The organism is Candidatus Latescibacterota bacterium, assembly GCA_019038625.1.
Taxonomy (GTDB): Bacteria; Krumholzibacteriota; Krumholzibacteriia; order Krumholzibacteriales; family Krumholzibacteriaceae; genus JAGLYV01.
The window spans coordinates 1-23,855 of the sequence record JAHOYU010000138.1; the positions used below are offsets into that span (position 1 = coordinate 1).

Sequence of the window (23,855 nt, forward strand, 5' to 3'; positions counted from 1 at the left end):
TCAGATCCATCTCAGCGACTTTGAAACCATCTGCAGTCGTGGAAAAATACTCAAGTCTTTCAGCTATCTTTGCGTCATCCGGCTTTCCTGTAAGGAGATAGCATTCACCCTCTTCCCCACCCCTTCCAACCCTTCCCCTGAGCTGGTGGAGTTGTGCCAGGCCAAATCGCTCCGGATGGTTTATAAGCAGCATCGAGGCATTCGGAATATCGACACCTACCTCTATCCCGGTAGTAGTCACGAGACCAAGGATCTCCCCTGAGCTGACCATATCGATAGCCCTCGATTTCTCCTCGAAACTCATCCTTCCATGTAACAATCCCAGCGGAAATTCCTTGAAATGTTCCTTCTGGAGGTGTTCAAACTCATCGACCGCCGCTTTGAGATCGCTCTTTTCACTCTCCTCGACAAGGGGATAGAGGAAAAATGCCTGCTTTCCAGCCATAAAACCCTTTCTCACCTTGTCATAGACCATCCCGGCCCCTCGCTCTCCAACGATCTCCGTACACACTCTCCTTTTTCCGAAAGGAAGTTCATCGATAACAGACAGGTCCAGATCACCGTATACGGTCTGGGCGAGCGATCTCGGAATGGGCGTGGCAGTCATTACGAGGAAATGAGGAATGAGTTCACCCTGGCCCAACCTGGCTCTCTGCTTCACACCAAACCGGTGTTGTTCGTCTATAACTGCCAGACCAAGCTGTCTGAAACCGATACCCTCCTGGATGAGAGCCTGCGTTCCTACAACGAGATCGATATCTCCTGACGCGATTTCGGAGTGTATCCTCTTCTTTTCCGACACGCTGAGAGATCCGATCAGCAGTTCGATCTTTACTGGAAGATCGGTGAAATACTGTTTCATCTTCCTGAAATGCTGCTGAGCAAGTATCTCAGTTGGGACCATCATCGCCGCCTGCAGCCCTCTGCCAACCGCCATCAGCATAGCTACCAGGCCTACAACGGTCTTCCCGCTGCCGACATCACCTTGTAAAAGCCTTGAAAGTCCCTTTTTCGATTCGACATCGGCACGTATCTCTCCGAGTACTTTCTCCTGGGAAGATGTCATCCTGAATGGCAATGAACCGATGAATCGATCGACCAGCTCATGTGGAGGATATATCTCGGGTCTCGGCTTGCCGCCGGCCAGCGTTTTCTTGCGGAGCATCACCAGAAGGTGGAGATAGAAGATCTCCTCGAATTTCAATCTCCTTCCAGCCTCCTCCAGAAACTCCCAGCTGTCAGGGTAGTGGATCTGTCGCAGAGCATGCCCCCTCGACATCATCCCTCCACTCTTCAGCATCTTCTCCGGCAGGTTCTCCTGAATTTCAGATCCGGCCTTATCCAGGGCAGCCTTGACTATTCTCCTCATCATCCTCTGGGATATACCAGCTGTAAGTGGATAGACAGGCACGACCCTCCCGGTATGCATAAGTTCATCACCTAGTTCTCCAGTGAGGACTTCGTATTCGGGAGCTACTATCTGCTTTTGCCCTCTGTAGATCCTGGACAACCCACTGGCTATGATCTTGTCTCCCTGTTTGAACTGCTTCTCCAGATATGGTTGATTGAAGAAGACCAGATTGATCACTCCCGATTCATCTCCAGCAGCCACGGTCAGGATCGACTTGCGCGAACCGAGCCTCCTCGAAGAGATCGCCAGCACCGTCCCCGCAAACACTCCATCCGCTCCAGGCCTGATCTCAGAGATCATCGCCAGGTTTCGCCTGTCATAGTATTTTCGGGGGAAATGGAGTATCAGATCCTCGACATTCTCTATACCAATCCTGGAAAGAAGGATCTGCCGCGCGGGTCCCACTCCCTTGACATATTGGCTGCTCTCGGTCAAAACACGTTTTCTTTCAAATTTTTTGTCCATAAATTACTTGCCAATCCCGAGGTTATCGTCTAGATTATAGAATCTTTTGTTAATAGGGAGAATAGCTATGAGTAGAGAATGCGCCATATGTGGAAAGAAACCGATGACCGGTAATAATGTCAGCCACGCAAATAACCGCAACAAACGTCGCTGGCTTCCAAATCTTCAGAAGATCCGTGTCGAAATCGACGGAAAGGCCAAAAAAGCACAGGTCTGCACCCAGTGTATCAAATCCGGTGCGGCCAAGAAGATTTTGTAGAGAGCTGTCTGAACAGGTCTCCTTTTCATGCATGTAACGGTCGGAGGACTTTTTCTCCGGCCTTTTTTTTCTACGGTCCGTCCTGATGACCGTTTGGTTCGACATCACTTCACCATCCCCTTATACCGCTTCAACAAAGTGTCATGGCTTGAGGGCCCCTCGATACGATACCATGGAAGGTCCCCATCAAGCCCTCTTTCTCTGTGAACCGAAGCTATATCCACTCCCGCCGATGACAGCGCCATTTTCCAGGATATCCCGCCTGAAGCGTATTCGATAAGTGCCCGACCAGCCCTCTGGTCGCCAAGTGACAGAAAAGCCTGCCTGAGCGACGAGCGTATCGATTTCGTCTTCACTCTCATCCCTGCTTTTCGGCAGACTGACGACAGGCCCTTAAGTCGGCTCCTGATCACCTGGATATCCGGCATTGCAAAGAACTGCAGGGGAGTCCAGGGCTTCGGAACCATCGTATTGATGTGCACTGAAAATGATGCTCCAGGGGCGGCTGTAGAGAGCCTCTCAAGAAATCCGCCTGTCGACTGGTATATCCCATCATCTTCTCCCGGAATCCCTGTCATCAGATACAGACTGATCCGCCTTACTCCGCTCTCAGCGAGTAGAGCTGCAGCATCGATATATACTTCGTCGACTGTCCTTTTCCCTATCAGGAAGCGAATTGATTCGTCTCCAGTCTCCGGAGCCAGACTGGCGCTTCTAACGCCTGCATCAGACAGGATTCTCACGGTTTTTCGATCTATCCCCTCGGCGCTGAGCGAACTGAGCCCTATCTTTATATCCCTCTCTTTGAAAATATCAATAAGCTCTTCGAACTGGGGATGGGATGTAATAGCTGTGCTGACAAGGCCGACTTTCGAAGTATTTACCAGTGATTCATCGAGTGCTTTTACGATAGATGCGAGAGATGCCGGTCTATGGGGCCTGTAGATAGAAGTTGCCAGGCAGAATCCGCAGACGCCCGGACATCCCCTTCCTGTTTCGAAAAGCATTGTATCTGGAAAAACCGTTTTCCCTGTCAGAATGACGGAATGCGGAAAAACATCTCTGGTCTTTTCTTTTTTAAACATCGCTCGAGAATCAATTCCAGGAATGAAGACACCATCTTCGCCGGATAACTTCTCTATTACATCTTCATACTCTCCGGCACCATCTCCGCTGAGGATTTCCAGAATATGTGCAGTCGTCCTTTCACCTTCTCCGATCACAGCAACATCGATCATCTCCGAGAGAGGAAGTGGATTAGCGCTTATCGCTGCCCCCCCGACGATTATTAACGGCTTGCCGCGTCTCTTTTCCCGGCTCAATTCTATGGCAGATCCTGTCATCATCCTTACGAGATTTATATAGTCCTCTTCATAAGAGACAGATATGAACAGAACGTCTGCCTCGCCAAGTCGCTTTCCGGTCTTAAAGGTGAATGGCGCAGTATCACTGAAGAATCTATCTACACTGAACTCTCCCGAGCGAGACGCTTCTGCGAAGATGAAATGAAAACCCAGGTTTGACATGGCTACTGAATATGTTGAGGGATAACCTACAAATAGTGCAGGAGCTCCTCTGGGTGGGACTGGAAATCTTTCGAGATAAGTCTCATCGGGAAGGTCAGCCATATCTTTTCTACTGGGGAAAGGGTTCACCAGGGACATCTCCAGGATTTTCTCACTTCGATCCCGCGGAGCCGGCTGATATCAGATTCCTCGCCACAATGTTTTGCGGATCGATTTCAAGCAGGCGCTGGAGCAGATCATCAGCTTCGCCCTCCATACCTTTTTTCCTCAAAGTGAGAGCGAGGGAGACCATTGCTTCACCGTATTCACTATTAACGGCCAGACTCCTCTGGTAATAATCCTCAGCCTTATCCAGCATCCCCTTATAAAACTGGATATCTCCCATGATCTTGAAAAGATCAGCAAAATTACCTCCATTGCTGTCGAGCAGCTCCTCTGCTTCATCGTAATCACCCCTGTGTATCAGGATCATTGCGAGTCTCTCCCTGGCACGCAGGTACCTTGGATTGACCGACAGCGAACGGCGAAAATATTCTTCAGCACTCTCGATATTTTTCATCCTCAGATATACTTCACCGACAAAATACATGACGTCCGCGCTCTCCACACCAGCTTCCAGCATCTCTCTCAGAACAGCCATGGCATCTTCGAGATTGTCCTCTCTGAGGTGTATAAGAGCCACGCTCAGAACGGCGCCTTCGGGTTTGTCATTTCCCCTGATACCAGTCGTGAGAAGGTCTACAGCACGTTTTTTGTCTCCGATCTCGTAGAGAAGCAGGCCATAGTAATACTGAGCTCTCGAATAATCGGGGGAAAGTTCAAGAGTCTTCTCCAGTACTATCCTCGCCTTGTCCAGTTCACCAAGATAAAAGAGAGTAGCGCCCAGATGACATTGGAGGTCTGCATAACCTGGTTTTTCAGAGGCTGCTCTTTCGAAATTGGGCAGAGCTTCCTTGAACATACCCTGGTCCAGAAAGGACAGACCCAGATAATATCGCGCTTCCGTGTAATTTTCGTTAAATTCCAGTGCTTTGGCGAACTCGGCTTCTGCTTCCTTCGCTCTTCTCTCCCTCAGAAAGGCCAGGCCTAGTTTGAAACGGATATCCGCATATTCGGGATGCATCCTGACCGCGTCGGAAAACGCCCTGATAGCAAGATCGAAATCTCCGATATTGAAGGCTTCGATACCATCCTTGAGACTGATCTCAAATTCGGTGTCGGCCTTGACGTATTCACGCAATCGCGCGAGAGGCGGGATCTCGGTCTCTCTGCTGGCCATATGCTCGCTGAGAAATTTACTGACAGGCGAGGGATTCTCCGCACCAAGCTTGAGCGCTCGCGAGAATATCTTGTCGGCTTTTTCCCTGTCACCTTTTTCGAAGATCACGATCCCAAGATAGCAGACGGCCTCGAAGTAGCTGTCGTTAAGTTCGAGTGCCCTACTGAGCATGTCTATCGAATTATCATAATCACCTCGGGAATGGTATATCACTCCCATACGGTAATACAGATCTGGATAGGTGGGATTCTCCCTTATCGCAACATTGAAATGCTCGAAAGCGCCGTCTAGGTCCCCGCCATGGAACAATGACGTCCCAAGGTGAACATGCGACTCAGCGGCATAGAACATTCCCAACGCGTAGACCGGATCACTGGGTCCCAGTTTCTCGATGGCCTTCTCAAGCTGCTCAACGGCAAGTTGATAATCTCCATCATTGAAATACTTGATCCCCAGTTCATAGTCCGGATTCTTCTCCAGACCCAGAATCCTGCTCCAAATCGACAATGACTTCTCCAGACTTTAATCCAGCTGCTTGCGCAGGAAAGTAGGAATTTCAAGGTTCGCCTCGTGTGAACAACCTGCACCTACGAGATTCATCTCATCGATCTGCTCGAACCTGTTTATATCACACTCCGTCTGTGGATCGGTTACTACTTCGAAGACCGGGGAAACCCTCTCCTCTGCTCTGGGAGCTGGAGCGATCTCTCTCTCCGAAGGTTCGAATCCGGTCGCAATAACAGTGACGCTCATTCCACAGTTACCCTCTTCACTCACGACTGCGCCAAATATGACATTAGCTTCATCTCCGGCTTCCTCGCTGATGATGGCCGTCGCCCTGGACACTTCGTGGAGAGTCATGTTCTCGTCTCCAGTGATGTTCACCAGAACGCCTCTGGCACCCCTTATCGATATATCATCAAGCAGAGGGCTGCTCAAAGCTATCCTGGCCGCTTCAACCGCACGATTTTCACCCTCAGCTGTCCCTGTGCCCATGAGTGCGTCACCCATACCGCTCATGATAGAGCGAACATCGGCGAAGTCAAGGTTTATAAGTCCAGGCGTCATGATGAGGTCTGATATGCCTTTCGTCGCGTGATGCAGCACTTCGTCCGCTTTCGAAAATGCCTTGGCAAGAGGAGTATCATCCGAAACGAGAGAAAGAAGCCTGTCATTCTGAATGACTATCAGGGTATCTACTTCTTTCTTCAATGCCTCGATCCCATCCATACCCTGTTTCGTTCTCCGTTTCCCTTCAAAACCGAAAGGTCGAGTGATAATACCGACAGTGAGTGCTCCGAGCTCTCTCGCTATCCTTGCGACTACAGGGCTGGCGCCGGTACCTGTCCCGCCTCCCATACCTGCGGTCACGAAAACCATGTCCGCTCCGTCGAGCATCTCCCTGACCAGATCGGCATCTTCTTCGACTGCCTTGCGACCGATATCGGGATTTCCGCCTGAACCGAGTCCCTTTGTCAGTCTTGTACCGATCTGCATCTTCTTGTGAGCCATGGAGAGTTCGAGCACCTGCGCATCGGTGTTGATTGCTACGAACTCTACGCCCTGAAGGCCGGCGGCGATCATCCTGTTGACGGCATTCCCCCCGGCGCCGCCTACTCCTACCACTCTCAAGTGAGCCAGTTCGTTGATCTCATCGAATTCAAACCGCATGTTCTGCCCCTTTCACTGCAAAATCCGGTTTAAAGAAATAAACTCGCTATTTTTCTGATCCTGTCGAGCATCATACGAAAATTGCCTCCAAGACTTTTCCGTGATGCTTCTCTATTTATTCTGTCACTTTCAAAGAACAGAAGTCCAACGGCGGCGCTCCAGCTCTCGTCCGCTACTACTTCCGAAAGCCCCATCAATCCCTCGGGAAGTCCCTTTCTCACTGGCAGGTCGAAGACCTGACCTGCTACACTCTTCATCCCCATCAGTTTGGAACCACCACCTGTCAAGACAACCCCTCCACCCATCGTATCGAACCATTGGCTGGACGAGACAGCGCTCTTGACCATTTCAAATATCTCTTCACATCTTGGTTCGATGATTGCCGCGATTATTTTTTTTCTTACTTCATGTCCCCCATTTTCCTGGTCACCCGGAAGGAGGACGATCTCGTCTTCCCCGGCGAGCGATTCGAGCGCCAGGCCATACTTCAGTTTAACATCACACGCTACCGACTCAGGAATCCTCAAACCGATGGCTATATCCCTCGTGATATTCTCCCCACCCGCTGGAATAACGCCGCTCATTCTTACGAACCCTCCGTGATACAACGCATAATCTGTTATGCCCCCTCCTATATCAATAACGAGGCATCCTGATGTCATCTCTTCATCTTTCAATACAGCATGGCCGCAGGCGATGGGTTGAAAGACAGTACTTATCATCTCGAGCCCGACTTTCTCGAAGACCCTCCTCAGGTTTTCTATCAATACCGTCTGGGCTGTGACAAGATGGACTTCCACTCCAAGTCTCGACGCGTTCATCCCGGTCGGATCACTGATACCTCGTTGATTGTCGACCATAAAATCCAAAGGGATCGTATGAAGGACTTCCATATCCGCTGGCAGAATTATATTCCCGGCTGCTTCTGTGACCCTCTCGATGTCAGCGTAAGTCACTTCACCGCGGTCCGATGGTATGGTTACCATCCCTCTACTGTTTATGCTCCGGACATGAGGCCCGGAAATACCGGCACAGACACCCTCGATCTCAAGGCCGGCCATCTTTTCAGCCTGCTCGATCGCCTGGCCGACACAGGCAGCCGCGTCCTCAATATCGATGACCATACCTTTTCTGATTCCCGCAGACGGTCTGCAGGCTGCTCCAATGATCTTCATGTGACCGTCGGTATACTCCCCGACTGTCGCAGCGACCTTTGTAGTTCCAAAATCGACACTCACTATGAACTCGGGATGCATGTCAGGATCTCACCTCCATCTCACCGGATGACGACCTGTCGGTCGAATCTTAGATCGATAAATTCTGGAAACTCTCCATCTTCCTGCAGGGCGCTATATACAGCCCTGAATTTCCTTACTCTATCCAGATAATCGGAACTACCCAATTGGACGATCGTTCCCTCGCTCATCCAGACGAGCAATATGTCTTCTCCGTCGATATGGATCTCTGAAAGCTGCTGAGCGGGGGAAAAGTTGAACTCCTTGAGCAATCTCAACACTTCCAGAGAATTGGTTATCATTCTCTTTCCTGTTTCCGTCCCGGCCTCTTTCGATGAAATCCCCGTTATCACAGGAAGATCCACTTCCCATTGGGTCTTATCATCCCGCAATATCACTCCCTCGTCATCTACTGCTTTCATCGTTTCAAAAGCAAGTAACGCTACCGGCACTCTCTCCTGAATGTAACAATCTATCCTGTGAAGTGGTCTCCGTCTGAAATCAGCGCGGTATACCTGAGAATGTGACATCAATCTGGATCCCAGTTCGGACAGGGAGACCGTGAAGACATTCGAACCGATATAGCGGTCGGCCATCGGCTGAAGTGAATCGGCTGGCAGATACCTTCCACCGTGAAGCCTTACTTCACGAAGCTCGAATGCGGTCGTGAAAAAGAAGATGTAGACAGTACCGGCGACCGCAAGCAATCCCAGGACAGATAGAAGTACCTGTGACAGTCTGACTTTCCGTTTCTTCCTCTTCACCATACGCCTTTTGTTACTCTTGACTATCAATCGTTGCTCTCCCTCTCAAGGTACTCTTCACCCATCTTGAAAATGTTTCCCGCCCCAAGAGTAAGAAGTACATCTCCTTCCTCCAGACACGAGTAAACCGATTCCCTTAGACCTTCCCAGTCGGGGATATATGTTACTTTTTTTGCTCCACCCCTGAGAGCACTCCTGTACACCAGCTCGCCAGTGATCCCGGGAATAGGCCGTTCTCCCGCCGCATATATTTCTGTAATGAATAGTTCGTCGGCATCATGAAAACATTCAGAGAACCTCTTATGCAGATCACGGGTCCTCGTATACCTGTGTGGCTGAAAAACCACGACGACTCTGCTATTGAAACTTTTTCTAGCCGTTTCTACAGCTGCCTTTATCTCGGTCGGATGGTGAGCATAGTCATCGATGACTGTCACTCCCGAGCTCTTTCCCTTGAATTCGAATCGCCTCCCCACACCCTTAAAATCATTGAATGCTTTTCTTACATCGTCAAATCCGATTCCGAGTTCTCCAGCAAGGGCACAAACACCGAGAGCATTAAGGACGTTGTGTCGACCTGGCAACCTGAGAAAAAACCGTCCTTTTTCCTCATCCCCTGCAATAACAGTGAATTCAGTTCCTTCTCCGCTGTATTCAGTTATTCTTCCTGTGATATCGGCCTCCACCGAAAACCCGTAAGTGATTATCCTGCGATCAATCCTTGGAAGAATGTTCCTTACATTCGGATCATCCAGGCAACAGATGACTGCGCCATTGAATGTGACCTGCCTCGCAAACCGCACAAACGCGTCGAAGATATTCTCAAGGCTCCCGTAGAAATCGAGATGTTCTGCGTCAATGTTTGTTATCAATGCGATATCAGGGGAAAGACGAACGAAATTCCCATCGCTCTCATCGACTTCGGCTACTATATATTCGCCTTCTCCAAGCCTGGCGTTTGTCTTAAGACTCTTGACCTTGCCTCCAACGACCACTGTTGGATCCAGTCCGGCTTCTTCCAGGACGACAGCAGCAAGTGAAGTAGTAGTAGTCTTTCCGTGGGCTCCAGCAATCGCTATCCCACTTCGCATTCTCATCAGTTCTCCGAGCATATCTGACCGGGGAATCACCGGGATTCCTGACTCATTGGCCGCTACGACCTCTGGATTTGTGGAGTTTATCGCTGACGATACGACAACTACTTCCGCATCTGCTATATTCCCCGCGCTGTGACCCTCGCAAATTCTGGCTCCCAGGGAAGATAGATGTTCTGTTATGTCAGATTTCTCCAGATCGGATCCGCTTACGATGAAACCAAGGTTGATCAAAACTTCCGCGATGCCGCTCATACCTATGCCGCCGATCCCGACAAAGTGGATGTTCTTCGCTTTACCGAGCATCGTTCCCTCCTTCATCGATCTCACCGTCATACTCATCTATTTTTTCCGATACACCCAGGTTCGCCTTGCCATTCAAGTATTCTTCAATGTCGTCACATATTGCTTCCGTCGCTCCTCTTCCACCCATCTCCTGAAGAGCTTTCGTCATATTCTCAAGGTTTCCCGTCACGTCAAAGATATCGCGAATTGCCATCCTCAGTGTCTCAGCGTTAAGATCCTCGTCCAGGATCATTTTCGCGCCCCCGGCGCGAACGACTGCCCTGGCATTGTGGACCTGATGGTCATCCGCCGACCACGGATAAGGAACAAGGATCGCCGGCAGGCTCATTGCAATCAATTCTGAGACACTCAGGGCTCCCGACCTTGCGAGAGCAATATCAGCGGCGAGATAGGCTTTGTAGATATCGTTTATATATGGAGAGACATAAACCCTCGATCCGGCCCTGGCAAGTTCATCTCTTACCTTTTCAAAATCCTTTTTCCCAGTCTGTACTATGGCCTGGATATCTTCATTTTCGAGGATGAAACGAGTAGCCGCCCTGTTCAGGGAAGCTGCGCCCTGGCTTCCACCGAAGACCAGAAGAACATGACCGTCGAGCCCAAGTCCGAATTCACCTTTTGAATCTTTTCCCGTATCCATCCTTACCTGTCTTACCTGGGTCCTCAAAGGATTTCCTGTAACTTTGATTCCCTTGTGACCTTTCAACCATTCCCGGGCACTCTCAAATCCCAGATATACCTTTTTAGCACACGGTGCGAGCATCCTGTTCGCAAGTCCCGGAATCGAGTTCTGCTCCTGCAGCACGATCCTTTTCCTCAGGATAAACGCCGAAATTATTACCGCCACGCTTGCGTAACCACCACTTCCGAAGACCAGATCCGGCTTGAACCGCAAGATGATAATTGAAGCCTGGACGATCCCGACCATGAGGCTGGCAATCGTTATGACCTTCCCGACAAACCCTCTTCCACGAACTCCTCTTGAGGAAATAAACTTTATCCGATATTCCGACTCGGGAACCACTCTCGCTTCAATTCCAGATCTTGTACCTATGAATAGTGCTTCAAATCCGGGATGACGGTCCGACATCAGTTCCGCGACCGCGAGCGCTGGATACAGGTGACCACCTGTTCCTCCTCCGGCAAATACGAACTTCATGCTTTTCTCCACCTTCATACCGGATCCTCCGCTGGACGCCTTCTTGCGTATATTGTCCTGCCATAACGCCCCAGGTTTTTACTCGCACGTTTGGAGGATTTTCGTCCACGGGACGATATATTCAACAAAATCCCGATAGCTGACATCGATGTCACAAGAGACGATCCACCATAACTCACAAAAGGCAGTGGCAGACCAACGATGGGAATCAGACCGAGTGTCATGGAAATATTGATGATCGCCGTCGAAAATATCGCCAGACCGATCCCATTCGCGAGCAGGTATCCGAAAGTATCGGGAGCCCTTTTTGCGGTACCTACGGCTTTTTTAAAAATGACTATAAACAGGGTAAGCACAACCAGTGTTCCTATCAGCCCGAATTCCTCGCCTATTATCGAATAGATAAAATCTGTATGGGCATCTGGTAGAAAACTGTATTTCTGGTGCCCCCTGCCAGGACCACAACCACAGATAAATCCGGACCCGATCGCGATAAGCGACTGGTTCAACTGCCAGCCCTGTCCCTGAATATCTGATCCCCTGTCAAGAAGAGCAGAGAACCGCTCCCTGACATGCGGAAAGCTGTAAAGGATCGGAACTGCGACAGCTGCCATTATCCCGGTCGAGGTTACAAGATGAATTATTCTACACCCGCCTATGAACAGAAGTACCAGGGAAAGTACGACTATCAGAGTCGCATTACTCACATTCGGTTGCAGCACCACAAGACCGGCTATCAGGAGTACGATCCCAAGAACCGGAAGATAACCTGTCTTAAAGTCCTTTATCTTGTTCCTGCGCTCGGATATCCACGCTGAAATGAATATTATCAGTGCAAACTTTGCGACTTCGACCGGCTGAAGCATGAACTTGAAGACCGGAAGCCAGCGACTGGCGCCCCTTGCTTCATGCCCCCAGATAAATATCGAGACAAGCAGGAAGACGGCCAGGCCGAGCCCCCACACCGAGACCTTCCTGTAGATACCGAAAGGGATCTTCATGAAGACAAAAAGACAGCACATTCCGATTCCAACTCTTATCGCGTGGCGTTGAATAAAAAAGAATGACGAGCTGAACTGTTCGCGGGCGATGACCTGGCTGGCCGAAAATACCATTATGAGGCCCAACGCGACCAGCAGGCAGGTCACAAAGAAAAGGTTCATATCGTATTTAGACCCCTTCTTCAATCCTTACTCCTTCTAAGCTCAGTAACGCATTCAGCAAAGACATCGCCCCTGTGTTCGAAATCATCAAACATGTCGAAACTCGCGCAGGCAGGAGAAAGGATGACCATATCCCCTTCTTCTGCTATTCCGGCCGCTTTCCTAACCGCGTCTTCCATGCTGGAAACCCTGTATGTCTCAACCTTCCCCGCGAGGGTGTCTTCGATCAACGAAGCAGCCTTTCCCAGCGTGACCACCGCCCTTACTTTTCGGACGACTTCAAGAAGACCGGAAAAATCATCACCCTTGTTATATCCTCCCGCGATCAGAACGACAGGCCTGTCCAGCCCGATAAGACTCTTTACCGCGGCTTCCACATTCGTAGCCTTTGAATCGTTGAAGAAAGACACACCATCGATCTCGGCTATATTCTCCATCCTGTGTCTGAGTCCCCTGAACGAGGACAAAGCCCTCTGACAAGTTTCAGCGCTGATCCCGACACACTCAACTGCCGCAATCGCCGACAGGGCGTTCTCAACATTGTGAAGACCGACGACTCCGAGTTCATTTCTTTCCATCACCGATTCTCCGCTTCCGTCAGGAAGTGTCCTGACAAGGTTGTCTCCATCCAGAAACACACCCCTGTCGATCCTGCCTGACGACGAGAATGGAATGAGCGCGCCTGGAAATTCCTCCGCAGCGCTCCTGCACCTTGCGTCATCATGATTGTAGAAAAACGAGTCTTCTTCCGAGCAATTTGCGTATATACGTTTCTTCGTGTCATAGTAATCGTCCAGGTTTCGATACCGATCGTGGTGGTCCGGTGTAAGATTGAGTATCCCGGCACACATCGGGTGGAAAGTGTCGGCTGTCTCCAACTGGAAACTGCTGATTTCTATGACATAATAACCTTTCGGGCCAAGCTCTCCCGCGACGGAGCTGAAGGGGATCCCGACGTTTCCCGCCACAATCACGTCCTTACCGGCCCCCTTGAGTATCGCTCCGATCATCGAGACCGTGGTTGATTTTCCGTTCGTACCGGTGACACCTATGACAGGAGCCGAAACATAGCTGTATGCCAGTTCCAGCTCGCTGATCACTTTGACTCCAGCTTCTCTCGCTTCCCTGACTATCGAATGTTCGACGGGAACTCCCGGGCTGATCACCATTCTCGACACTCCATCGAGGACCGAAAGATCGAGTTCGCCCTTTCTCAGATCGATTCCAGCAAGATCTTCGGGCAAAGAAATTTCCCGATTCTCATCCGCAGCCCGGACTTTTTCACCTTCACTGCCAAGAAGCCTCAGCGCCGCGAGGCCGCTTCTTGCCAGGCCCAGAACCAGAGTGATCTCATTTCCCTTGTCAGTCATTCTTCCTTGCCCCTGCCGATCACCGGCAACTCGGATCATCTAAGTTTCAGCGTACTCATCCCCAATAACAGGAAGAGCGCCGCGACTATCCAGAAGCGCACCACTATCTGGCTCTCGCTCCATCCTTTCAATTCGAAGTGGTGATGAATCGGAGCCATCCTGAAGACTCTCTTTCCCGTTAGTCGGAAGGAAGTCACCTGGATCATCACGGAAACGATCTCCGCGACGAATACACCACCTATCACAATCAGGAGAAGCTCGCTCTTCAAAAGAACGGCAACCGTCCCGAGGGCTCCTCCCAACGCAAGCGAACCGGTATCGCCCATAAAGATCTGGGCCGGGTGAGTATTGAACCACAGGAACCCGAGAGAGGCACCGACTACAGACATGCAGTAGATGGCCAGTTCTCCGGCTCCCTCCTGGTAGAAGATGTTCAGGTACTCGGAAAAGACTCTGTTCCCGCTCAGGTAGGCGAGCAGCGCAAAGGCCAGAAAACAGAATGCGGCGACACCGGTCGCAAGTCCGTCAAGTCCATCGGTGATGTTGACCGCGTTGGACGTTCCAGTGATCACGAACATCACCAGTGGGATGTAGAAATATCCCCAATCTATGTAGAGGTCCTTGAAAAAAGGAACCGCTGTCCTTGTCATTCCTTCCGCGACGAGTGGATTGGTGTAGAGATAGATACCGAGAATAGCTCCGAACAGAAACTGCCCAAGCAATTTGTACCGGCCTATAAGTCCTTTGTCCCTTTTCTTGATTACGCTGAGATAGTCGTCGACAAATCCTATCAACCCGGTCCAGATCGTCACTACGATCGCTACCTGGATATATGGATTCCGGAGATTCGCCCAGAAAAGAGTTGGAATAACTATAGCCCCTATAAGCAGGACCCCACCCATCGTCGGTGTCCCGGCCTTATCATTGTGCCTGTCGGGAACTTCCTTCCTGATTCTCTGTCCTATCTGGAACTTCTCGAGCCACCTGATCATTTTCGGACCGAAGATGAAGCAGATAAGCAGGGCCGTCACAGTTGCGTAGGCTGCCCTGAACGTGATGTATCTGAAAACGTTAAACGCGAAAAAGTATTCCTTCAAAGGATACAGGAGATGGTAAAGCATCAGTCCACTCTCCTTTTCTCTGAATCACGAAGACGTTCAAGTTCCTCAATTACTTTTTCCATATGCATTCCCCTTGAACCCTTTATGAGAACAGCATCCCTTTCGCCCAGCATCGAATCGAGATACAAAGCCAGTTTCTCCAATTCCAGGAAGTGGCTTATCGATTCGGGGGCTTTTCTCTGAACGGCTGCCTCCCTGTTCAGGGATACCGTGTCATTTCCAAGAGTCAGAAGTCCGTTTACGCCGGCTTTCCCACAATACTTGCCAGCCTCCGAGTGCAGCTCTTTGCTGGTTTCACCCAGTTCCAGCATGTCGCCAAGCACGAGCCATCTCTTCCCCTCGACCTCCATCTCCATGAAAGAATCGATGGCCGATCTCAGGGAAGTCGGGTTCGAATTATATGAATCGTCGATTACCGTCAACCCCGCTATATCGAAGATCACACCACGTCCCTTGACCGGCCCGGAATCGGCTATCGCTGGTACCGCGTCGTCAGGGCCGATCCCAAAAACGGATGTTGCGGCGACCGCAGCCGTGGCGTTCAGGACATTGTGCTTTCCATGTCTTCTTGTCTCCATCGTGGTCCCGGTCAGTGAAAAGAAATACCCCGACCCTTCCCTGCTGGTCAGATCTTTTATCGCGAACTCCGCACTCTCCGAAAATCCGAAGGAGATTATCTCAGCTTTAGTCCTGCTCGAAAGGTATTCAAAGAATTCGTCATCAGCGGGCAGTACAACTGTGCTTCCACCATTCATCTTCGCTATGAGTTCTGACTTTGCTCTGGCCACACCCTTCAGGTTCCCGAAAAACTCCAGATGAGAGGGGCCGATATTCGTAATCACACCGACATCCGGTCTGGCGATCCCGGCGAGCATCGCAATCTCGCCTTTGCCGCTTGCACCCATCTCTACCACGAGCACTTCGGTATCTTCAGGCATGGAAAGGATGGTGAGCGGAAGACCTATATGATTGTTAAAGTTGCCTTCCGTCGCGTGTACTCTGAATCGACCCGAAAGGATCGATTTAGCGATCTCCTTCGTCCCAGTCTTGCCGGTGCTCCCTGTTATCGCCAGTACCTTCGGGGCCACTCTGTCTCTCCATCTGGAAGCAAGCTGATGCAGAGCCTTCAGCGTGTCATCGACATCAAAGATGAGAATCCCTTTTTCCCGTATGTCCTCGACTAGATCTTTCGATTCCATCATCCAGCTTCGCTCGACGAGCACAGCTGAAGCTCCACCATCGACTGCGATGCCGACAAAATCGTGCCCGTCCAGATTCTCGCCCTTCAAAGCTATATATATCTTGCCGCCACAGTCGGTACGAGTATCGATCGTGATCCCCGTTGCTTCTCCATCAAAAGACACGGTCCTCTTGTACCCCGTCTTCCTCAGTTTTTCAGCTATCCATTCGAACTCAATCCTGATATCCGACCTCCAGGCCACGCAGGACTCTGCCCGCTTCCTCTATGTCACTGAAATGAATCCTGTCCGCACCGATCACCTGATAGTCTTCGTGGCCCTTACCTGCCAAAGCCACCAGATCGCCTTTGCCTGCCCCCCTGATCGCCAGAGCGATCGCTTCACGCCTGTCAGCTATCCTCGTTACGCTGGCATGCCCCTCCCCGATTCCTTCCATCACTTCATCTATGATCGCTTCAGGGTCTTCCGACCGGGGATTGTCACTTGTCACGTACACTCGATCACTGATCTCTGCCGCGATCTTTCCCATTATCGGCCGTTTCCCACGGTCCCTGTCTCCTCCACACCCGAATACCGATATCAGGTTCGTTGGGCCAAGATCCCTGCAAAAACTGAGCAGGCTTTCCAGAGCATCGGGAGTGTGTGCATAATCGACCACGACCACAGGGCCATCATTCATCCGAATAACCTGAAATCTTCCAGGAATTATAGTTACCGACTCCAGCCCTGACTTGATATCTTCCAGAGAAACACCAATTGCGCTAGCTGCCGCTGCTGCTGCCAGTGCGTTGTATATTGAAAATCCGCCCAGCAGCTTCAGCTCTATATCGATACTCTCACCAGATGTGACCAGAATGAACCCGCTTCCATTCAGATCGGCCCTGACAGATTCAGCTTTGATCTCAGCGCCACTGCCCAAGCCGAAAGATATCTTTTTTCCACCGTATTGATCAGCCACTTTTCGTACATTGCAGTCATCGAGATTGTAGACCAGGACACCATTTTTCTTTATCCTGCCGGAAGCATTCAAAGAATCGACGAAGATCCGTTTTGCATCGATATACTCCTCGAATGTACCGTGATAATCCAGGTGGTCCCTGGTTATATTCGTAAAGACACCTACATCGAATTCCAGTCCTTTTGTCCTTCCCTGGACCGCGGCATGAGAACTCACTTCCATGACTGTCGAACAACATCCGCTGTCGCGGAATCCCGCGAGCATCTGGATCAGACTTGAAGATCCAGGCGTGGTCTGGTCCGCAGGACTGATATCTTTTCCTATACCATTTCCGACCGTCCCGATAATGCCAGTCTTTCCCATCGCAACCTCGAAGATAGACTGCACAAGAAATGCCGTGGAGGTCTTGCCGTTCGTCCCTGTGATACCAGCCATCACCATCCGAATATCAGGCTCTTCATAGAATCTTCTGGACATGACAGATTCCGCTGCCTTGCTGTCTTCTACAACGATGACAGGGATCTTCGCCTCTATATCGTTTTCGACGATTGCTGCGACAGCGCCATTCTGGATCGCCTGACTGATATATTCGTGCCCGTCTCTCACATGACCACTTACCGCGATGAACAGGTACCCCGGTCTGACCTGTCTTGAGTCGACAGTTATTCCCAGAATATCGATTTCAGGGATCTCCGAGATATTCAACCCGATTATTCCATCTGTCAGTCGTCCCAGCTTCAATTTCTTCTCCTGCTGATATCTATGCTCCGTCCGCCCTGTCGGAGACCAGGGTTCGAGACATAACTTCGAGTCATACTTTCGGGGCTGCAGTGCAGAATCACTTGGTCTCCGGTCCTTGCTAATACCCCGGCCCCCGGAGTCTGTCTCCTCACACTTCCATATCCCTTGATAGATGACTTCAGCCCGCATTCGATCAACATTCTCCGGGCCTTTCTCATCGAAAGCCCCTTAAGGTCGGGAACTGCTACTTTCTTTTTCTTATCGACGCCAGATGGCCTGAAAGCTACAGCTATACCCGCATTCGGTTCGACCCGCGTCCCGGGTCCCGGGATCTGTGAAAATATCTCTCCTGCAGAAGAACTATAATCCAGATTGAAGCCCAGTCTTCTGGCTGCTGTTTCCGCCTCATCGACCGTCATCCTCAAAAGATTCGGAACTTCAATTCTTTTTTCGTCATCACTGCCTATCGCCACCGTACTCCTCGACCTGTCGAGGAATATGTCTGTCGACATGTTTATTCCCTCTATTATCTTCCGGAAGGCGATTCCGGCCGATGTTCCACCGTAATGATACTTGTAGTCGGGTTCATCCAGGATCACCAGGCAAACGAGTCTGGGATCGCCTGCCGGGGCAAATCCCGCGAAGCTCGATACATACTTCCCGTCTATATATCGGTATCCATCTGATTTCTGGGCCGTTCCGGTCTTACCGGCTATCTCGATCCCGCTGACCGCGCTCTTCGTCCCGGTGCCTTCCCTGACTACTCCCCGACAAAAATCGACCATCGTCTCGGCCGTCTCGGGGGAAAACACCCGTCTCACTTTGATAACAGGAAATCTCTCCACTGTCCTTCCATCCTGATCCCTTACTTCCAGCGCCACCCTGGGAGCGATGAGAGTCCCACCATTCGCAAGCGCGCAATATGCCATTACCAGCTGTAGCCCTGTTACTCCGATCTCCTGACCGATCGATATGCTTGCCAGTGACCTGCCTGACCACTCGTCTGTTTCACGAAGCCTGCCCTTCGACTCTGCGGGAGTATTGATCCCTGTCCTGCCACCGAACCCCATGTTCAATATAAAACTGTAGAAATCCCTCTTATCCGTGTCGCCCATAGCCTTGATAGTGCAGATATTGCTTGAGAAGACAAAAGACTCCTTGAAGGTCAGCCATTCATACGGATGATCGTCCCGGAAAGTACCGAAATCGAATTTTGCTTTGCCGTTCTCACCATAGAAGACATCGTAAGGATCGACTTTTCCCTTTTCCAGAAGGAAGGCGTCGGTGACAAGTTTAAAAGTCGAACCCGGCTCGAAGATACAACTGGTGCTGTAAAGTGTTCCCGGATTCTTCCAGTCGATCGATCCGCGATCCTTTCCCGAGGCCTTTTCCGAAAACGCGATAATGTCTCCTGTCCAGGGATCCACGACTATCGCTGCTCCACCAGCGGCACCGTATCTGTTGACTGCCTGTTCAAGTTCAAAATCGACTATCGATTGTATTCCGGAATCTATCGTCAGATATATGTCTAGGCCATTTACAGGTTTCTTCCCGGGGGCGTTTACAGGCCTGTACGATTTGTCCCGTGCGCTCCTGTTTATCATGAACCAGCCCGCTGAGCCCTGGAGATATTGCTGTAGCGACAGTTCCAGTCCACCGTTACCCTTACCCTTATGATCCACTGATCCGATAAACCCGGGAGTCATGGCCCCCAGGGGATTCAGCCTGTCAGGAGAAGCATCCAGCTTCACACCTGACAATAGAGAGATTCTCAGATGCTGCTCGACGCTGAGATTTACCCCCTTCACGACCTGGACATACAGATCTTTCTTTTTCAATAACCGCCTCAGATGCCTCTGGTTCTGGCCTGACACTTCGGCTAACGCTTTCAACGCATCGTCAGTTTTTGAAAAGTCTCTTGGGGTAATACCGATATTGTACGAATTATGAGATACAGCAACAGGATATCCGTTCCTGTCGAAGATCGATCCTCTCCTGGCTGGCCAGTCAACCTTCTTTTTCTGCTGTTTTCTGGCCATTTCACTGTAAGTATCATGACGGATTATCTGGACCTGGATGATTCTGAAGACAAGAACGCAGACAATTATAGCAGCAACAATCGAGACAAGGCGAATACGCCATTCAGAATACCTGTTCGGCATCAATTCTCCGGTCCGTCAGGCGGTAGTAGTTTCACGCCTTCGTTAAGCTGTATCTGTGCCCATCCTGCCGATTCTTTCTTGAAAAGTTTTCGGCTGTTATAAAAAGCTACTCTCTTGACCTCTTCGCTGGATCCGGCCCTCAGTCCGAGCTCCTTAACGAGCGGGATGATCCTCTCAGGTGAACTGAGGCGATCGTGTTCTGCTGTCAGGAATATCCTTTCCTCAGTGAGCTTCTGCTTGAGCCGGACTTCATCGTTCAGTTCCCCTGACAGGGTCTGAAAATGTACGTGAAGCGATATGTAGAGAAGGACAAGGCTCGAGAAAAACCCGACGATCAGAAGAAAATTCAATGGGCTGATCCTGCCTTCAAGGGCTCTCCTGATAACCAGCGTTACGGCGTCAAGATAATCAGTGTGTGTCTTCATACAGCCAACCTCTCTGCTACCCGAAGTCTGGCGCTCCGGGATCTTGGATTACTCTCTATCTCTTCCAGGGACGGCTTACCTGCACGCCGCATCAGTAATTTAAGAGTTGGTACCCTTCCACAATTGCATTGCGGGAAGTCCGGCGGGCATATACATCCCTTTTCTTCCTGCCGGAAATAATTCTTGACGATCCGGTCTTCAAGCGAATGATAACTGAGGACCGCCAGGCGGCCACCGGGCGTCAGTAGCGCGACCGCCTGGGGTAAGAAGGCTCTCAAGTTCTCAAGTTCATCGTTCGCCCATATTCTGAATGCTTGAAAGACGCGGGAAAGTGATCCGATCAGGCCTCGGGATGAGAGGGCCTTCTCTACAATGAAACGAAGCTGGGATGTGCTTACTATCTCCTCATTCTCCCGCGTCTTTACAATCCACCTTGCTATTCTTCTGCTTTTCTTTTCCTCTCCGAATCTCCATATGATATCTGCGATCTCCTTCTCATCTCCATCTGCCAGAAGTGATCTGACCGATCTGCCTCCGGCTCCCATCGACATGCCAAGAGGCCCATCTTCCATATAGCTGAATCCTCGTTCACTGTCGGAGATCTGAAACGACGACATTCCGAGATCCACCAGGATCCCGTTGAATTTTCCTCCCCCAAGATGGGTATTGATATCTCTGAAATTGCCGCATATGTAAGTGACACTTTCACCGTATCCAGCCAGTCTTTCGCGTGCCATATTTATCGCGTTTTCGTCCAGATCTATCCCGATGACTCTGGCCTTCGGGCCCGCTGCTTTGAGAAAATTCTCAGTATGTCCACCAAGGCCCAGGGTAGCGTCCACGTATACACCTTCTGGATCAGTTATAAGATAACCGGTCACTTCTTCTACCATCACAGGCAGATGCTGCACTATCATTACTCCGTATTATCAGAATCCGGCGATCGCGACGGCAGCTGGAGAGCCCACCTTGCCGCGTTCTGTCATCAGGAAGAACAGGGCTTTTCTCCAGTCAGGAAAAATCGGTATGACATTCTTGCGGTGAACAAAAGCGAAGATATCCAGGAGATAATCACTCAGACCACTCAGGACGACTCCGGATCTTTCCGAGAACCATTTCTCGAAAAGTTCGAAGACATGATAGTCGACATGATCGACTCCCTGAAAATCGAGGATAAACGAACCTCGGAACGCACCTGATTCACGACCTATGAACTGAAGCAACATAAATGCTTCATCTTCCCGGACGTTTCCTGTGATCCTGAAGACCGCGATTCCCTCGACATCTGTCCTGTAGATCCTCATGTCCCTTTCCTAGATCTCGAACTCACCCTCAAGATATGCTTCGTCACCTTCGATACTTGCCTTCTCGAACTCTTCGGGTGCCCAGATCTCAATGTAATTGAGCACGCCGACGACAACCACTTTCCCTGGACTGTCGATAGCCTCGAGGAAATTCGAAGGGATAGCGATTCTTCCCGATTTGTCAAGATTGATGGTCCTCGACTTCCTGCTGTAGAACCGGATGTATTTTCTTTTCTCCGGTCCCGGGGGAAGTGAATGAAGCTTTTTGACTACTTCCTCGTCCCATTCGTTCAGAGGGTAGAGATTGAGGCATTTATCCTTGCCCATGGTGATGACCCACAAGCCGCCACCAGCCTCAGGCACGAGATGCCTGAACTTGGCAGGAACCATCAATCTTCCCTTTGAATCAAGTGCGCAGTCAAAATCGCCCAGAAAATTCTGCATCGCTGTTTTCGTTCCTCGCTCTTACCTGTTACCTGTCGTCCTCTTGAATGGCAGGCTACAATTTATCGCCATTCCGGACTCACTTTCTACCATTGAGCCCCACTTTACCCCACTTTCTCCCACCATGTCAAGAGAAAACATCCTTTCAACACAATTTTATTTTGCGTTTATCTTGTTGTTATATAATGAGTTATGATTTGGTGAGAAAAAAGAATGAAAATAATTGTCCCCGCGGACGATTACCCACTTCCCCCCACTCTCTTTTTCGCTACGACAACGAGAGTGGATCCAAGTTCTCTGATCAAGGGGATCTTCTCGAAAAGAGTCTCGGCAGCCAGGCAGAGGGGAAACAGTAGATCGGGCACTGATTTCCAGATGAAAATAATCTTTTTAGCCACCACCATTTCAAAGCCCTCGGACTCGAGCATTCCTGCGATCTCCTTCAAGGGCGCCGGCCTGTGGTAACTGTAGGGATGGTATTGTTCCCGTGATACGTCACCAACGGGGTAACACATAACGGGCAACAGCCGTTTCAAAAAAGGCAATCCGACGACAATACGCTTCGCCGATTCGACCAGACTGAAGTAGTTAGGTGTAGACAGGATGAAAGTACCTCCTGGAGCGAGGATCCTCCCTACTTCCCTGACGGCTTGTCTCCGGTCCGGATAAAACACGTGCTCGAAAGTCTCGACAGCAGTTACCGCATCGAACTGTTTGCTTATAAAGGGAAGCGAGCTCATGTCGGCTCCAAGGAGATCGATCTCGTGACCATTCGAATTCGCTATCATCGATGCCGCCAGAAAATCGTTCTGCACTATGTCCACCCCAACCGGCATATACCCTCTCGACCTCAGAAGGAACAGGTTGTACCCCCAGCCACACCCCACATCAAGGGCCCTTCCCCCCGATGCGGCGGGAAGCATCCCCGTTACAGTCTGAAATCTCCTTCTACTTAGATATCTCTTCGCTTTCGCCCCAAGAAACCAGTTACGCAGAAGGCTGGGCATCCTGTCCTCAGGAATATTATCGGGGATAAGTGGTTCGGGAAGATTCACCGCCCAGCCTCCTCGTCATCCATATTTTCTATGCGGTAGAGCACGTAAGTGACAGGGGTTTGCATCCGTATCCCGAGATTTCCTACACTGCCGCTCATAACAGGAGTAAAAAGATGTCCCCTTATGACTTTCCCGGAGAATCTCATCGGCTCGACACTACGGTCCATGAGATAATCAGCTCCCAGGTCCAGATACAGGCCTTCGTCTATTATCCTTTGGACATCGATATCAGCTCTCATCCTGTTTATCTCTGGAGATACAAGACCTCCAAGATCAAGGATCCTTCTACCCGAATAGTATCCCACAGCCCCTATATCCGGCGCGGCTATGACATCTCCCTCGCTGGAATTCTCCGCCAGGTAGACGCCGATCCCGGTGATCACTGTCTTAAGCCCCGTTGAAAATTCTCTGGTGGGACGGACGACGACGAAAGAATAGAAAAGTATGTTCTGCGCCAGGATGATCGCAGTCAGGATGATCGCCGCACTCCTCGCGCGGCCCCGACTCATCACACCTCCCGCGACAAATCTGTAAAAACAAATCATGCCGAGGGCGACTGCCGCCGGCGAGACCGGCAGCATGTATCGCGAGAGTACATGAAAATCCATTATCACGTAGACTGCAGGCAGAGCAAAGATCCATGCAAGAGTGAGAAATACTGCTGGTTCCATAGTCCTGGAAGAGGGGGCTAACAGATCACGCCGACCGGATATCCAGGCTATCATCGACACGACTATGATCACC

At 50.5% G+C, this 23,855-nt stretch carries 21 protein-coding genes; 1 reads left to right on the top strand and 20 read right to left on the bottom strand.

Annotated features, from left to right (window positions below; genetic code table 11):
• Positions 1 to 1,876: ATP-dependent DNA helicase RecG (gene recG, locus KOO63_10615; protein ID MBU8922258.1), on the bottom strand; the 1,876-nt coding region annotated here is incomplete at its 3' end.
• Between the two features lie 67 nt (positions 1,877 to 1,943).
• Between recG and rpmB the strand changes: the two genes are divergently transcribed.
• Positions 1,944 to 2,135, top strand: coding sequence for a 50S ribosomal protein L28 (gene rpmB, locus KOO63_10620; GenBank protein ID MBU8922259.1), 192 nt, complete (start codon positions 1,944 to 1,946; stop codon positions 2,133 to 2,135).
• Between the two features lie 104 nt (positions 2,136 to 2,239).
• Here rpmB and KOO63_10625 read toward each other — a convergent pair whose 3' ends face one another.
• The 19 genes from KOO63_10625 to KOO63_10715 all read right to left on the bottom strand — a co-directional run.
• Positions 2,240 to 3,790 (bottom strand): B12-binding domain-containing radical SAM protein, encoded by a 1,551-nt coding sequence (locus tag KOO63_10625; protein ID MBU8922260.1) that lies wholly within the window; start codon positions 3,788 to 3,790, stop codon positions 2,240 to 2,242.
• Positions 3,791 to 3,812: 22 nt separating this feature from the next.
• Positions 3,813 to 5,447, bottom strand: a complete 1,635-nt coding sequence (locus KOO63_10630) for a tetratricopeptide repeat protein (protein ID MBU8922261.1) — start codon at positions 5,445 to 5,447, stop codon at positions 3,813 to 3,815.
• A gap of 15 nt (positions 5,448 to 5,462) precedes the next feature.
• Positions 5,463 to 6,611: a cell division protein FtsZ gene (gene ftsZ, locus KOO63_10635; GenBank protein MBU8922262.1), complete on the bottom strand. Its 1,149-nt coding sequence runs from the start codon at positions 6,609 to 6,611 to the stop codon at positions 5,463 to 5,465.
• Positions 6,612 to 6,640: 29 nt separating this feature from the next.
• Positions 6,641 to 7,867, bottom strand: coding sequence for a cell division protein FtsA (ftsA, locus tag KOO63_10640; protein ID MBU8922263.1), 1,227 nt, complete (start codon positions 7,865 to 7,867; stop codon positions 6,641 to 6,643).
• A 20-nt stretch (positions 7,868 to 7,887) separates the two neighbouring features.
• Positions 7,888 to 8,640 carry a cell division protein FtsQ/DivIB gene (locus KOO63_10645; protein MBU8922264.1) on the bottom strand — a complete coding sequence of 251 codons (753 nt, stop codon included), beginning with the start codon at positions 8,638 to 8,640 and terminating at the stop codon, positions 7,888 to 7,890.
• A complete protein-coding gene (murC, locus tag KOO63_10650; GenBank protein ID MBU8922265.1) occupies positions 8,637 to 10,010 on the bottom strand; it encodes a UDP-N-acetylmuramate--L-alanine ligase in 1,374 nt (457 codons plus the stop codon). Before murC ends, KOO63_10645 begins: the two co-directional genes overlap by 4 nt.
• Positions 10,000 to 11,187 carry an undecaprenyldiphospho-muramoylpentapeptide beta-N-acetylglucosaminyltransferase gene (murG, locus tag KOO63_10655; GenBank protein ID MBU8922266.1) on the bottom strand — a complete coding sequence of 396 codons (1,188 nt, stop codon included), beginning with the start codon at positions 11,185 to 11,187 and terminating at the stop codon, positions 10,000 to 10,002. Before murG ends, murC begins: the two co-directional genes overlap by 11 nt.
• Complete coding sequence (gene ftsW / locus KOO63_10660; GenBank protein ID MBU8922267.1) at positions 11,184 to 12,356, bottom strand: putative lipid II flippase FtsW; 1,173 nt, start codon at positions 12,354 to 12,356, stop codon at positions 11,184 to 11,186. Before ftsW ends, murG begins: the two co-directional genes overlap by 4 nt.
• A complete protein-coding gene (gene murD, locus KOO63_10665) occupies positions 12,353 to 13,702 on the bottom strand; it encodes a UDP-N-acetylmuramoyl-L-alanine--D-glutamate ligase (protein ID MBU8922268.1) in 1,350 nt (449 codons plus the stop codon). Before murD ends, ftsW begins: the two co-directional genes overlap by 4 nt.
• A gap of 35 nt (positions 13,703 to 13,737) precedes the next feature.
• Positions 13,738 to 14,823 carry a phospho-N-acetylmuramoyl-pentapeptide-transferase gene (gene mraY / locus KOO63_10670; protein MBU8922269.1) on the bottom strand — a complete coding sequence of 362 codons (1,086 nt, stop codon included), beginning with the start codon at positions 14,821 to 14,823 and terminating at the stop codon, positions 13,738 to 13,740.
• Positions 14,823 to 16,265 carry a UDP-N-acetylmuramoyl-tripeptide--D-alanyl-D-alanine ligase gene (murF, locus tag KOO63_10675; protein MBU8922270.1) on the bottom strand — a complete coding sequence of 481 codons (1,443 nt, stop codon included), beginning with the start codon at positions 16,263 to 16,265 and terminating at the stop codon, positions 14,823 to 14,825. The genes mraY and murF overlap by 1 nt, the downstream gene beginning before the upstream one ends.
• A complete protein-coding gene (locus KOO63_10680) occupies positions 16,237 to 17,721 on the bottom strand; it encodes a UDP-N-acetylmuramoyl-L-alanyl-D-glutamate--2,6-diaminopimelate ligase (protein ID MBU8922271.1) in 1,485 nt (494 codons plus the stop codon). The genes murF and KOO63_10680 overlap by 29 nt, the downstream gene beginning before the upstream one ends.
• Complete coding sequence (locus KOO63_10685; GenBank protein MBU8922272.1) at positions 17,718 to 19,883, bottom strand: PASTA domain-containing protein; 2,166 nt, start codon at positions 19,881 to 19,883, stop codon at positions 17,718 to 17,720. The genes KOO63_10680 and KOO63_10685 overlap by 4 nt, the downstream gene beginning before the upstream one ends.
• Positions 19,883 to 20,308, bottom strand: a complete 426-nt coding sequence (locus KOO63_10690) for a hypothetical protein (GenBank protein MBU8922273.1) — start codon at positions 20,306 to 20,308, stop codon at positions 19,883 to 19,885. Before KOO63_10690 ends, KOO63_10685 begins: the two co-directional genes overlap by 1 nt.
• On the bottom strand, positions 20,305 to 21,225 hold the full coding sequence (gene rsmH / locus KOO63_10695; GenBank protein MBU8922274.1) for a 16S rRNA (cytosine(1402)-N(4))-methyltransferase RsmH: 921 nt from the start codon (positions 21,223 to 21,225) through the stop codon (positions 20,305 to 20,307). The genes KOO63_10690 and rsmH overlap by 4 nt, the downstream gene beginning before the upstream one ends.
• 12 nt (positions 21,226 to 21,237) lie before the next feature.
• A complete protein-coding gene (locus KOO63_10700; protein MBU8922275.1) occupies positions 21,238 to 21,612 on the bottom strand; it encodes a hypothetical protein in 375 nt (124 codons plus the stop codon).
• Positions 21,613 to 21,621: 9 nt separating this feature from the next.
• A complete protein-coding gene (locus KOO63_10705; GenBank protein ID MBU8922276.1) occupies positions 21,622 to 22,056 on the bottom strand; it encodes a hypothetical protein in 435 nt (144 codons plus the stop codon).
• A gap of 239 nt (positions 22,057 to 22,295) precedes the next feature.
• On the bottom strand, positions 22,296 to 23,111 hold the full coding sequence (locus tag KOO63_10710; GenBank protein MBU8922277.1) for a methyltransferase domain-containing protein: 816 nt from the start codon (positions 23,109 to 23,111) through the stop codon (positions 22,296 to 22,298).
• Positions 23,108 to 23,855 (bottom strand): hypothetical protein (locus KOO63_10715; protein MBU8922278.1); only part of this gene is annotated, 748 nt, incomplete at its 5' end. The genes KOO63_10710 and KOO63_10715, both read right to left, overlap by 4 nt.